This is a genomic window from Psychromonas antarctica, assembly GCF_022267535.1.
Classification (GTDB): Bacteria; Pseudomonadota; Gammaproteobacteria; order Enterobacterales; family Psychromonadaceae; genus Psychromonas; species Psychromonas antarctica.
Map to the genome: position 1 here is coordinate 52300 of NZ_JAHNZV010000008.1, position 14074 is coordinate 66373.

8 protein-coding genes are annotated in these 14074 nt (G+C 40.6%); 3 read left to right on the top strand and 5 right to left on the bottom strand.

The features are described 5' to 3' along the window. Positions 1-489: 489 nt before the first annotated feature. Together KSO91_RS03940 and KSO91_RS03945 are read left to right on the top strand one after the other, a co-directional pair. Entirely contained in the window at positions 490-960 is a 471-nt protein-coding gene (locus tag KSO91_RS03940) for an RNA recognition motif domain-containing protein (RefSeq protein ID WP_238741552.1), read from the top strand. Positions 961-1273: 313 nt separating this feature from the next. Next, positions 1274-3709 (top strand): cation:proton antiporter, encoded by a 2436-nt coding sequence (locus KSO91_RS03945; protein WP_238741553.1) that lies wholly within the window; start codon positions 1274-1276, stop codon positions 3707-3709. A gap of 320 nt (positions 3710-4029) precedes the next feature. Here KSO91_RS03945 and KSO91_RS03950 read toward each other — a convergent pair whose 3' ends face one another. From KSO91_RS03950 to lgt, 5 genes are all read right to left on the bottom strand, one after another. Continuing rightward, on the bottom strand, positions 4030-6084 hold the full coding sequence (locus KSO91_RS03950) for a S9 family peptidase (protein ID WP_238741554.1): 2055 nt from the start codon (positions 6082-6084) through the stop codon (positions 4030-4032). Positions 6085-6400: 316 nt separating this feature from the next. Beyond that, positions 6401-7237: a winged helix-turn-helix domain-containing protein gene (locus tag KSO91_RS03955; RefSeq protein ID WP_238741556.1), complete on the bottom strand. Its 837-nt coding sequence runs from the start codon at positions 7235-7237 to the stop codon at positions 6401-6403. A 273-nt stretch (positions 7238-7510) separates the two neighbouring features. Next, positions 7511-10108, bottom strand: coding sequence for a bifunctional aconitate hydratase 2/2-methylisocitrate dehydratase (acnB, locus tag KSO91_RS03960; protein WP_238741558.1), 2598 nt, complete (start codon positions 10106-10108; stop codon positions 7511-7513). Positions 10109-10442: 334 nt separating this feature from the next. Further along, positions 10443-11294: a thymidylate synthase gene (locus tag KSO91_RS03965; RefSeq protein ID WP_238741559.1), complete on the bottom strand. Its 852-nt coding sequence runs from the start codon at positions 11292-11294 to the stop codon at positions 10443-10445. A gap of 18 nt (positions 11295-11312) precedes the next feature. Next, a complete protein-coding gene (lgt, locus tag KSO91_RS03970; protein ID WP_238741560.1) occupies positions 11313-12140 on the bottom strand; it encodes a prolipoprotein diacylglyceryl transferase in 828 nt (275 codons plus the stop codon). Positions 12141-12696: 556 nt separating this feature from the next. Here lgt and sstT point away from each other — a divergent pair. Next, entirely contained in the window at positions 12697-13986 is a 1290-nt protein-coding gene (gene sstT / locus KSO91_RS03975) for a serine/threonine transporter SstT (protein WP_238741561.1), read from the top strand. Positions 13987-14074 lie beyond the last annotated feature (88 nt).

Sequence of the window (14074 nt, forward strand, 5' to 3'; positions counted from 1 at the left end):
TTAATCGCTATCTTTATGAGCGCGATAGCAGTGAACAAAAATTATATTGGTCAGCGACAAAAAAAATAACTTATGTATTTTAACAGACTCAATTACCATCCCTTATAGCACCCTACTTTGCAATGCATTAACAGCGGCAAACACCTCCTATTTCCATACAAAATATTGTAAGAGCACAAAACAATCAACTTTTACTGATTCATACAGCGCGACAAGCATGCCCTGTTTCACAAAACAGGAGTTGTATAGACGAATAGAGACCGATTGTTGTTAACTTAATGTGCGATTTTAGCTTACAATACAGAGACTTTTTTAGGGATGATTGTTGGCACGGGGAAAAGGTGTTTGATTTTACCTATCCGCCTTTTTACCAAACCAAAAGCACCGAAAAAAGATATAATACCATTGCAATTAAGTGACTACTTAATTGCTTGTATCGGTATGAATTGATGTAATTATTTTTCCATTTATCTTTGAGGTTATTTTATTATGAAATCAAACACTTCTGTGTTGCTTTCTATCGCTATCGCGATTTTAGGTTATATCATTATTCGTGTATCAGGCGTACAAATTTCTGGTGCTTTATTATTTGCTATTGGCGCATTGGCAAGTGGCGTTGCTATCCAGTTTATCCGTTTGGATAAATCCACGAACTCTGACAGTGAAGCAAGTGAGGGGGATTTTACAAGTACTACGCTTTATGTAGGAAACTTACCTTACCGCGCAAATGAGATGTCTATTCGCACGCTTTTTTCGGAGCACGGTAAAGTGCTTTCAGTACGTTTAATGAAAGACAAACATACAGGAAAGCGTCGTGGTTTTGGCTTTGTTGAGATGCCTCAAAAAGATGCAGAAAATGCGATTAATGCACTAAATGAACAAGAGTTCCAAGAACGTTCATTAAAAGTACGTGAAGCAAATGAACGCACCCCTCGCAACGAACAAAATGAAGAAGCATAAGATTTAAACGCAACACCTTCTTATAAACGCCCTTTGGGGCGTTTTTTTATCTTTACTAGAAAACAATCTCATCCCCCCACCAATGTAGAGCGGTTAAACTTTAATTTTATACCTCGTATTTACCCTCTATTCGTGAAAATAAAATAGAAAGTATCTTCAGGATAACAAGGTTATAAAAGCACAATTGGGCTTGCTGATTTTGTACCTTGAAGTAACATAGGTATAGGCGTTTTGGAATAAATTAAAATCAACGCCAAGCGCCAAAAGCTACAAGCAAACTAAAAATAGAATAGCAAGCAAATAGGAGCTAATTATGGATTTGGACAGCAACGTTTTAATTCTACTTTTTGTGGTGCTGTCTTTATTATTTGGGGCCTTAGTAAAATCCTTTTCTAAAGTGTTCACCTTCCCTTATAGCGTAGTGTTACTCTTGGCTGGACTATGCCTCGGTTTATATGGCCGCACTGCACAGATCGAAACAGCCATGCCAGCGCTAAGTTTGACACTTAAAGAGCTCGCGCTGATGGAACCCCATCTAATTTTATTACTGTTTTTACCGACCATTATTTTCCAATCTGCCTTTTCTATGGAGCCCCACCTATTTACTCGTATGTTTGCACAGATAGCTATCTTAGCAGTACCCGGATTACTACTCAGCACGGCGTTAACAGCTACCTTTGTACATTATGCCATCCCTTGGCAATGGTCATGGACAGTCTGCTTGCTATTTGGTGCACTCATCAGTGCCACCGATCCCGTTGCCGTGGTTTCTTTATTAAAAGAAGTCAGCTCGCGCAAACGCTTAGAAACCTTGATAGAAGGTGAATCACTCTTAAATGACGGCACCGCAATCGTTTTATTTACTCTCTTCTATGGGTTACTCGGAGCCCAAACCGGCGCTGCTATTGATATTAATATTTTCGCCATTTCAGCTGATTTTTTATCGGTCGTTTTCTTTGGGCTGTTAATCGGCTTAATCGTCGCTGCGCTGATTTTATTCTGGATCGGTCGTTTATTTAATCAGCCAATGATAGAGATAACACTTACCATCAGCGCGGCTTATCTCGCTTATTTTATTGCCGAGAATATTTTCCATGTGTCCGGAGTGGTTGCCGTTGTCACATTAGGTTTATTACTCGCCAGTATAGGGCGTACGCGAATATCTCCAGAAGTTGCTCTTTTTTTGCAGCATTTTTGGCAGATGATGGCGTATATCGCCAATACACTCATTTTTATTTTGGTCGGTGTTATTATCGCTTCACGCATTCGTTTAGATATAACCGAGTGGTGGGTAACTCTCGCTATATTATATTTCAGCATTCAAGTGATCCGCGCAGTTTCGGTGTTTGCATTTATGCCCTTATTAAAACGGGTAGGAGTTGGTCTTACTCCCCCAAAAGCGACTGTATTAGTTTGGGGTGGGCTGCGCGGCGCGGTTTCCTTGGCATTAGCCTTAATTGTTGCCCAAGATACGCTTTTACCTAAAGCACTAGGTGATCAGGTACTCTTTTTAACTGCGGGGATTGTGGTATTAACCATCGTCATTAATTCCAGCACAATGAGTTGGGTATTGCGCTATTTAGGATTAGATCAATTACCAGCAGCCAAACAAGCAAGCCTTAATAAGGCAAAATTTACTATCAAACAGCGCCTCCTCGACAACATGCCTGCGTTACAACAAAATGAGTTTTTACAGCGCGCTAACTGGCCACTTTTAATTAACCCATTAAAAGCGGTAACGCTTCCCGCGGAAGAGCAGAATAAAGACTTATGCGTTGCCTTTCGTCGCCGTTTGTTAGAAACCGAACGGCAATTTTACTGGTCACAATTCAATCAAGGCCTATTGACTGGCATTGCAACTAATCAACTGGTCAAAGCTGTGCAGGTCGCATTAGATGGGGATCCACAAATTGCACCTCGCAATAGCTTGTTTGCATTATGGAAAACGCCCCGTTATCTAATCTGGTTTGAGCATATTCCCTATTTAAATCGTTTTCTCGTGCATTTGTCCTTTGAACGATTGGCTCTGAGTTACGATACCGCTCGCGGCTTTATTCAAGCCCAAGAGGAGATACAAACTTTTGCTGAGTCGCTATCCCCTTCTAAGCAAGATACTGAGATGGTGAAGGCTGAAATTAAACAGAACAAGACCCAGACACGTCTACATATTAACCAGCTTCGTGAAAATTTCCCAGATCTCTCATACAGTCTAGAAACCCATAGCGCGCATCGCTTACTGCTCCATTTAGAACGTGTTTATCTGCAAGAATTGATAACGGAAGGCGTATTAGATGAGAGTGAAGCCAATAAACTCACTAAAGTAGTTGAACTAAAATTGGCTAATCTGAAACCTATCCCGTACCGTATTAGCGGGCAATCGATAAGCAAACATCTGGCATCAATGCCTTGGGCAAAAGACCTGAAAACTAACAGCCTTTATCTATTAGGAAAATTAGCGAAACGGCAAATTTATAGCGAAAGTGAACTTATCTACCGGCAAAATGGGCATGCCTCATCACTGGCCGTTATTATTCACGGCAAAGTTGAGCTGCTTTCTGCATCTGCAGAACAAGTTGTTGAAACAGGCGCAATGATTGCGCTTGATGCGTTTTTAAGCGGCCGTTTTACTCATAATGCGAAAGCGCTAACCCCTGTCGAATTAGTGTGGTTTGATATTGATTCGCTGAAAAAAATTAGCGCTAAAGATGAGTTACTTGCGGCTCAACTAGCAGATCAGTTAAAGCATTAAAGGCTGAGTTAATACGCGCTAAGATTATCTTTAACATGCCTATGCACTTAACTCAGGTAAAAATGCGAAAAGATAAAAACACGTCAAAAAATTTCACCACAGAGTAAAATGAGGGAAAACATAGAAAAACATAAAAAATAATAATTATCTTATATTTTAGTATGTTAGTTTTTCCTCTGTGTAGCGCGCAGCCCCTCTGTTAATGAATGCGAACCGAAACGCAGTTTCGCAGTCGCATGAAGTGTGCGTGGTAGTAGTTTTAATCTTTTTACAAAAAATAACCTGAGTCATCTACATAAGCATGATCTTTAATTTCCCATTTACTGCGCTAAGGAAATCAGAAAAGCAAACTCTCTGGCGATATCTTCGAAGTGTTTAAAGCGGCCCGATTTCCCACCGTGCCCTGACTCCATATCTGTATACAAAAGCAACTGGTTAGTATCGGTCTTCAGCTCACGTAATTTTGCGACCCACTTAGCCGGTTCCCAATATTGTACCTGCGAGTCATGTAAGCCGGTCGTCACCAACATGTTCGGGTAATCTTGCGCGGTAACTTGATCATAAGGACTGTAAGAAAGCATATAGTGGTAATAGTGTTTTTTATTAGGATTACCCCACTCGTCATATTCTCCCGTAGTCAGCGGAATTGATTCATCCAGCATAGTAGAGACGATGTCCACAAAAGGCACCGCAGCAACAATCCCTTTATAAAGTGCTGGTGCTTGATTAATCACCGCCCCCATCAACAGTCCACCGGCGCTGCCCCCCATAGCAAAAACCTTATCTTTAGCACCATAACCGAGTCCAATTAATGATTGAGTAACATCGACAAAATCATTAAAAGTATTTTGTTTTTTAAGTAGCTTACCCTCTTCATACCAGCTGCGACCGAGCTCTTCACCGCCACGAATATGTGCCACCGCATACACAAATCCACGATCTAATAGACTTAAATTAGCCGAACTAAAGCCGATATCCAAGCTATGCCCATAAGATCCATAGGCATAAATCAACAGTGGATTACAATGATTAAATAGCTCTTTTCTGTACACCAGTGAAACGGGCACATTGACCCCATCACGAGCAGTCACCCAAACGCGTTCACTTTGGTAATGCTCACAGCGGAAGTCTCCTACCACCTGACTTTGTTTTAGCAAGGAAGTTTCGCCGCTGTTGAGATCAAGCTCATAAACGCTTGCAGGGGTAGTAAAGGAAATATACTGGTAGCGGAATTTCAAAGTGTCGGGATCGGGATTGTAATGACTGAATACCGTATAAACCGGATCCTTAAAATACAGTGTTTTTGACTCCCCGGTGTGTATATTAATTTGCCGCAATATTGGTAGTCCAGCTTCACGCTCTTCCACAATTAACCAATCACGCATCAGCTCATACCCTTCTAGTAAGATATCTTCACGTGCCTCAATAACCGTTTGCCAGTTATCGTAGTTGTTATTGCTCATTGTTTCACTGGTCTTTAAGGCAAAATTTTTACCACTAATATTTGTGCGAATATAAAATTTGTCTTGGAAATGATCGATACTGTATTCATGGTTTCGAGTACGGGCTAAAAACGACACAAACTCTCCGGTTGGCTTGTTCGCATCTAACAGTAAACATTCTGAGGTGAGAGTGCTGTCGATGCAGATCACCAGGTAGCGTTCAGAGCGTGTTTTATAAATATCAACATAAAAGGTATCATCTAGTTCTTCATAGACAAGCTCATCATTAACGATATTATCACCGAGTAGGTGACGATAGACTTGGTAGGGCAATAATGTTTCAGGGTGATTTTTAACATAAAAAATCGTTTTATTATCATTTGCCCAAGCGACAGAAGCTACGTCTTCGATCTGATCTGCCAGCATCTCACCTGTCGATAGATCTTTAAAACGCAGTGTGTATTGACGTCGACTGACTACGTCCTCTGAAAAAGCCATGAGCATCGAATTTTTTGATAAAGCTAAATCGCCTAGCTGGTAATAATTATGATCTTTTGCGCGTTCATTACAATCCAGAATAACCTCATCTGGCGCATCGATTGCCCCTTTGCGGCGGCTATAAATAGTGAACTCTTTACCTTCATCATAACGCGACAGATACCAGAATCCTTTTTTGAAATAAGGTACAGATTCAAGTTCAGGCTCTTGCCGCGCAACCATTTCCTTATACAACTCAGTTTGTAGCTCTGCTAATGGCGCCATCTGTTGCTCAGTAAATGCATTTTCTTGCTTAAGATAATCTAAAATTTCAGGTGCTTGTCGATTATCGTCGCGCAGCCAAAAATAATCATCACTGCGTTGATGGCCATGAATTTTATGAATATACTCTTTTTTGAAGGCGATAGGGGGTAGCAGTCTTTTTTTGGAATTCATGGCTAACTCTGATTGGTAGAAGAGAAAATGATGTTAACATTGCAAGACACCTCAAGGAAGCTTATCGCAGCTAAGTGGATTTATCGAGGCGCTATAATTGCACGAATGGGCATTAATTAGTGAGTTTACAAGTCTGCGTACTCCTACCGGCCAATGATTTCCATCGAGCCGTAATGTTTGCCTTACGACTCATATTATTTTTCCTCGGAAAGAGCGGTAAAACGTTCTTATCAACACTGGTTTTACTGGTTTATCGAAGCAAAAAAAAAGGTGCCAGCAGAAATGCAGACACCTTTTTGATAAGACAAGTCAAAACTTATTCGTTAACTGCTTTACCTTGTACCAACACGTTTAACACATCTGTCGGTATAATCTCATAAGCTGCTTGTGGTTTTAAAAGCACATTTGATTTGCTTGCAACCATCAACATCTGTTTCAAACGGCTTACTTCAAATGGTTTTAATAATAAACCTTGCACATCTAATAAGCTGTTTAGACCTAATAGTTCACGTTGCACATCAAAGTGTGAACTTAAAATACAAATATCAGCGGAAGCTGAAGTCTGCCCTGTACGGATACGTTTGATTAACTTAATACCTGCATTTTCTGCAATAAGTGAATCAATAATAACGAGGTCAAAATCTTGCAAGGCAACAGAACGTTCAGCCTCAATAGTTGTTGCTACGCCTTCAACGTAAGCTACATCTAGGCTTTCTAATTGCCCAATTAATTCGATACGATCATCTGCTTGCGCTTCAACAACTAATACTTTCATATTGCTGATTGCGTTAACTGTACTTTCACCTTGCGCAAAAGGAGACACTTGGTTATCCGCAGAAATACCCACGCCTTCCATACGAGCAATATAGCCTCGCTTAGGAATAGTAGAGATATTTAAGCCATGCAGACTCAACGTACCAATACTTTTACGCAGCTGAGAGATATGCTGATTGATAGTATGGTCAGTTACTAAACGCCCCCATACATGCTGGGCAAGATCATCACGCGTTACCACTTTATTTACATTTTTACATAAAAAATGTAGAAGTGAAGTACGCAAAGGACCCAAGTAAACCTTACGGCTTCCGTGGATTAAACTGTTTTGACTCGTATCTATATGGTATTCACCCACAACTAAACTTTTTTCTAACATAATAAGCACCCATTTTTATGTATATATATACTCAGTTAATAGTCTTGCTACTAACTATTTATCGGGCTGCTAATCAGCCTCTCTTTTTTATTTATCATTTGTATGTACTTATCAATTTTAGGTGAAAAAACAAGCTAATTCAAGTTTATTCACCTTTTTGTAACAATTTTCTGTTTAAAACAAAAAATTTCAATAACTTACATAAAAAAAACCCCATTTTCCAAGGAGAATGGGGTTTTATAACGCGCGACAGCTCATTTTAGCAGTATTTTTTTACACCGTTTTAACAGAAATAACCGTATCTGCTTTATCTGTATAATTTTTAATTTGATCAAAATTTAGATAACGGTAAGTTTCTGCGGCGACAGCATTAATGGATTGAGCATATGTCATATATTCGGCAACTGTTGGTAACTTGCCTTCAATAGCAGCAACAGCAGCCAATTCTGCCGAACTTAAGTATACGTTGGCATTATTACCTAAACGGTTAGGGAAATTACGTGTTGAAGTAGAAACAACCGTTGTATTATCACCTACTCGAGCTTGGTTCCCCATACACAATGAACAACCGGGCATTTCAGTGCGCGCACCTACTTTACCAAATATACTGTAATAACCTTCATCAGAAAGTTGGCTAGCATCCATTTTGGTCGGGGGGGAAATCCACAAACGAGTCGGTAGTTGACCTTTATATTTATTAAGTAAATTACCCGCCGCGCGGAAGTGACCAATATTTGTCATGCACGAGCCGATAAAAACTTCATCAATTTTTGTACCAGCAACCTCAGATAACAGTTTTACATCGTCAGGATCATTCGGACATGCGAGTATTGGTTCTTTTACATCGTTTAAATCAATGTCAATAATAGCAGCATATTCAGCATCCTTATCCGCACTCATTAACTCAGGATTAGCCAGCCAAGCTTCCATCTCTTCAATCCGACGAGTGATGGTACGTACATCACCATAACCTTCTGCGATCATCCACTTCAGCATCACAATATTAGAGTTTAAATATTCAATAATAGGTTCTTTATCAAGTTTGATTGAGCAACCAGCGGCACTGCGCTCAGCCGATGCATCTGATAGTTCAAATGCCTGCTCAACTTTAAGCGTTGGCAGTCCTTCAATTTCAAGCACTCGACCAGAGAACACATTTATCTTACCCGATTTTTTAACGGTCAAATGGCCATCTTTAATTGCTTGATATGGAATAGCGTTGACTAAATCACGCAGCGTGATACCCGGTTGCAGTTCACCTTTGAAACGCACGAGCACCGATTCCGGCATATCCAGAGGCATAACCCCTGTCGCCGCGGCAAAGGCAACTAAACCCGACCCGCCTGGAAAAGAGATACCAATTGGGAAACGAGTATGCGAATCACCACCCGTGCCGACAGTATCCGGTATTAACATGCGATTTAACCAAGAATGGATAATGCCGTCGCCAGGGCGAAGAGACACACCACCGCGATTCATCATAAAATCGGGCAGGGTATGATGTGTTATTACATCGATAGGTTTTGGATATGCACCCGTATGGCAGAAAGACTGCATCACCAAATCCGCGGAGAATCCTAGACAAGCAAGATCTTTTAACTCATCACGCGTCATCGGCCCCGTTGTATCTTGCGATCCCACCGAGGTCATTTTCGGTTCGCAGTATTGACCTGCACGAACACCTGCAGTACCGCAGGCTTTGCCAACCATTTTTTGTGCAAGTGTATAACCTTTAGTAGAGGCTTCTATTTCTACAGGTAATTGAAACACCTCAGAAGCAGCCAATCCTAAAGACTTACGTGCACGCTCGGTCAAACCACGACCGATAATAAGTGGAATACGGCCACCAGCACGGACTTCATCAAGAATAATATTCGTTTTGAGTGTAAATTCTGCAATCACCTCTCCACTCACATGGTTTTTTACAACACCTTGGTACGGATAGATATCAATCACATCACCGCTATTTAATGCATCTACATCCATTTCAATTGGCAGCGCACCAGAATCTTCCATGGTATTAAAGAAAATAGGCGCGATTTTATTACCGATACAGACACCACCCGCACGTTTATTAGGAACAAAGGGAATATCATTTCCCATAAACCATAACACCGAGTTGGTTGCAGATTTCCTAGATGACCCCGTACCGACGACATCACCCACATAAGCTAGCTGGTGGCCCTTTTCTTTTAACGCTGCAATCTGTTTAATCGGGCCGACAACCCCTTCCTCATCCGCTTCGATACCTTCTCGAGAAATTTTAAGCATTGCTAACGCATGTAACGGGATATCAGGACGAGACCAAGCATCTGGAGCAGGAGAAAGATCATCGGTATTAGTCTCTCCCGTGACTTTAAAGACTGTCATCGTTATTTTTTCAGCTACAACAGGTTTATCTAAAAACCATTGCGCATCAGCCCATGACTGAATCACTTCCTGAGCGAAAGCATTGCCCGCTTTCGCCTTTGCTTCCACATCATAAAAGGCATCAAACATTAGCAACGTATGAGACAGTGCCTTTACAGCTAATGGTGCAAGTTCAGCATTATCAAGCTGCGTTATTAATGGTTCGATATTGTAACCACCCTGCATAGTGCCGAGTAATTTAACTGCATGAGCAGGTGTAATCAAAGGAGAGGTTACATCACCGGTTGTCAATGCAGATAAAAAACTCGCTTTTACATAAGCGGCTTCATCAACGCCAGGTGGAATACGCTTTTCTAAGAGATCCAGCAGAAAGGTTTCTTCACCTTGCGGTGGGTTTTTCAATAATTCAACTAACGCAGCAGTTTGCTCTGCATTTAATGGCTGTGGAACAACGCCTTGTTCGGCACGTTCAGCGACATGTTTACGATAAGCTTCTAGCACAATAATAACCTCTTGTTGCAGCGAAAAATCGCCTTATTGGAATCGTTGTATCGAAATGAAGATTTACACAAAGTATATCCCATCAGCAGCACAAATAAAATGTAAGGGGCCATCCCTCCTTGATTAAGTTGCAAAAATGTTAACAGTTGAGAAACATCAAGCTAGCTAACTATATATAGCCAATCTAATCATTTCCTATTTATTTATGTTTATTAAAGTAGTTGTTGGCTTCGTTATTGATTTCGCAATTAGAACAACTAGTTGCTGCAATCAATGCCTTGCTTCCAAGCATTTTCATACGCCTAAATAGAACATTTAATTAATCGAATTGCTATTACACTGAAAAGGGGTATTTAATTGCATCGTGATGCTGGTATTCAGTTACTTCAAAGTCATCCATGGTGACCCAAGTTTCCAGATCTTCAAGTGACTTTATCTTCGGGTTAATGGTTAATTTAGGGGATGCAAATGGCTTGCGTTTCAGCTGTACATCGCGCATCAACTCAAATTGATCTTCATAAATATGTGCATTAACAATTTTGTGATAAGCCGTTCCCGCTTTTTTGCCGGTAATCTGTGCCATTAAGGCTAAAAAAGTAAATACCTGTACCTGATTAAAATTTAAACCAAGCGGAACATCACATGAGCGCTGGTAACTGGTCAAATGCAAAGTATCACCTACTAAGGAAAAAGTGTGCGTGTGCATACACGGGCGTAAACAGCCCATTTCGAATTCCCCAGGGTTATAAAAAGTGATAATTTCACCACGATCGTCGATGCCATTTTTCAGATCATCAACCACTTTTTTCAGTTGATCAACAAAACCGCCATTGGGTTTTGCCCAAGAGCGCCCTTGAATGCCGTACACACGGCCCATATCATCGTTGCCTTTGCGGTATTTATTATTAAGCCAAGCACCATTAAGATTAGCGTTGGCATCCCAAGTTTTTGTGCCTAAAGCTCTAAAATCAGCGGCATTATCATAACCACGAAGATACCCCAAAAATTCTGCAATCGCTGATTTCCAAAAGCTTTTACGTGTCGTTATCATCGGAAACTGATTGTTTTTAACATCATATTCAAGATCCGCATTGATCACTGTTAAACAGCGTTTTTGGGTACGCTCATTTTCAATCCAAACGCCCGTTTCAATAATACGCTGACATAAATCTAAATATTGTTTCATCTATTTCACCTAAAATATTTACTTGATCTTTTTTGTTTTACCCTGCACAAGCGACTGAGTATTATAACGATATGCAAACGCAATTAAAGCCCCCCCAGCAATCACCATCGGTAATGAAAGTAGTTGCCCCATACTCAGCCCAAAGGTAAGTAATCCGAGCTGCGCATCGGGTTGTCGAGCAAATTCAACAATAATGCGGAACAGGCCGTAACATAATAAAAACAATCCCGACACTGAACCACTCGGACGTGATTTACGAATAAACAGGACAAGAATAATAAACAACAACACACCTTCTAAGGCGAATTCATACAGCTGCGAAGGATGGCGAGGTAAAGGCCCACCATTATGGAAAACAATACCAAAAGGAGAATCAGTGACTCGTCCCCATAACTCTGAATTAATAAAATTACCGATACGTCCCGCGCCCAAACCAACAGGTAAAAGTGGCACAATAAAATCACCTACAGCTAAAATTGATCTTTGATTCTTTTTTGCATAAAAGATAATCGCAATAAGCACGCCAAGGACTCCGCCATGAAAAGACATGCCGCCTTCCCAAATTCTAAACAGATAAAGTGGATTTTCTAAAAAATGTGGGAATTGGTAAAATAAAACATAACCCGTACGCCCTCCTAAAATAACCCCCATAAAACCATAAAAAAGCAGGTCGCTCGCTTGCTCACGAGTCCAAACACCATTGGATCTATCGCATTGGCGATTGGCCATCCAAAATGCAAAAATAAAACCGACTAGATACATTAAACCGTACCAGCGTATATCAAGCGGACCGAGATGAATGGCAATCGGATCTATATAGGGTAAAACAAAATTTGTAGCTGACATATATCTACTCATTGGTTTGCTAAACGAAAAATACATAATATAGCAATCATCAACTTGCTTCACTATTATAAATGATTAGTCTGGCCGCAGCTTCTCTATTAGTTGATACACAAAATTGAATAATGTCTCCGTGTTGGTTCTATATTGACGCAATGACGATGCCCTACTAGCTATTTATTGTAACGCCTCGCCTGAGTAAGAAAACAGATTCAGATTAGCCAAATATATTTTACAGGCACCACTCCGGTTAGTTTTTTTAGGCTTATCCCCCTGTTTTATGATGATATTTAACAGCAGCCGCTATAATGCCTTGGATACCGCAAGTTACGCTAAAAATACGGATTAACCGCAATACACTTAATCTTCAAAAAAGACTAACCCTATTCAACCTTAAATGTTAATTTTTATGATCCAGTTTAGAGCTAATTGCACGTTAAAAACTTACAATGCGCAGATAATGCCAATGATGGTATAAAAATTAACTGCTTTGCTTACCTTGGGTACGAGACGTTGGGCAGAGTTACTACGTATTCACTAATATAAAAAGGTTTAATATATGAATCCCAGCCCCACTCTTTTTCAACGATTTCTTAACGGCAGCCTTGTTGTACAAATTGTTATCGGTATTATTGCAGGCATCTTAGTAGCTTCAATTTGGCCAAGTAGCGCCAACTCGGTCTCATTTCTTGGTGATTTATTCGTTGGCGCATTAAAAGCTGTTGCGCCAATACTGGTTTTTGTTTTGGTTGGGTCGTCGATCGCGAATCAGACAAAAGGGGCTCATACGAGTTTAAAACCTATCATTAAGCTTTATCTTCTGGGCTCATTATTAGCCGCATCGACGGCCGTTGTTATCAGCTATTGGTTTCCGACAACGCTAATATTAGTCGCGACAGACATTCAAGCAACACCACCAGAAGGGATCCTTGAAGTTTTAAATACCTTATTGTTTAAAATTGTAGATAACCCAATTAACGCGCTAGTTACAGGCAACTTTATTGGTATTTTAGCTTGGGCTGTTGGCTTGGGTTTAGCACTACAGCATGCTAATGAGAGCACAAAGAATGTGCTACACGATGTTTCCAATGGTGTCACCAAAATTGTTCATTTAGTGATCCGTTTTGCTCCACTGGGTATCTTTGGTTTAGTAGCTACGACCTTTGCACAAACAGGTTTCTCTGCACTCCTAGGCTACTCTCATTTGTTAGCCGTATTATTGGGCTGTATGATTTTTATCGCTTTAGTGGTGAATCCTGCCATCGTGTATATGAAAACTAAGAGCAATCCTTACCCGTTAGTATTGCAATGTTTACGTGAGTCAGGTGTAACAGCATTCTTTACCCGCAGCTCTGCCGCGAATATCCCGGTAAATATGGAATTATGTGAAAAATTAAACCTTCATAAAGACACTTATTCTGTTTCCATTCCACTCGGTGCAACTATTAATATGGCTGGCGCAGCAATCACTATTACCGTGCTAACGCTAGCGGCTGTAAATACACTCGGTATTGAGTATGATATTGCCACTGCTATTTTATTAAGTGTTGTTGCCGCGATTTCTGCCTGTGGGGCGTCGGGTGTTGCCGGTGGCTCACTATTATTGATCCCTCTGGCGTGTAGCTTATTCGGTCTACCCAATGAAGTGGCAATGCAAGTTGTAGCGATTGGCTTTATTATCGGAGTTGTTCAAGATTCGGCTGAAACCGCTTTAAATAGCTCAACCGATGTTATATTTACTGCGGCGGCTTGTTATGCACAAGAAAAAGCAAACGGCCCACTAGCAGCAACAGAGTTTGACGAGACACTCTCAGCAGACACCATACAAGCGATAAACACACCAAGTTAACCACTATATTAGCGATGCAGGCAACTGCATCGCAGTTATAAACATTTTAATTACAGCGAGTACATCTCTGATAATAAACCGCTATTAA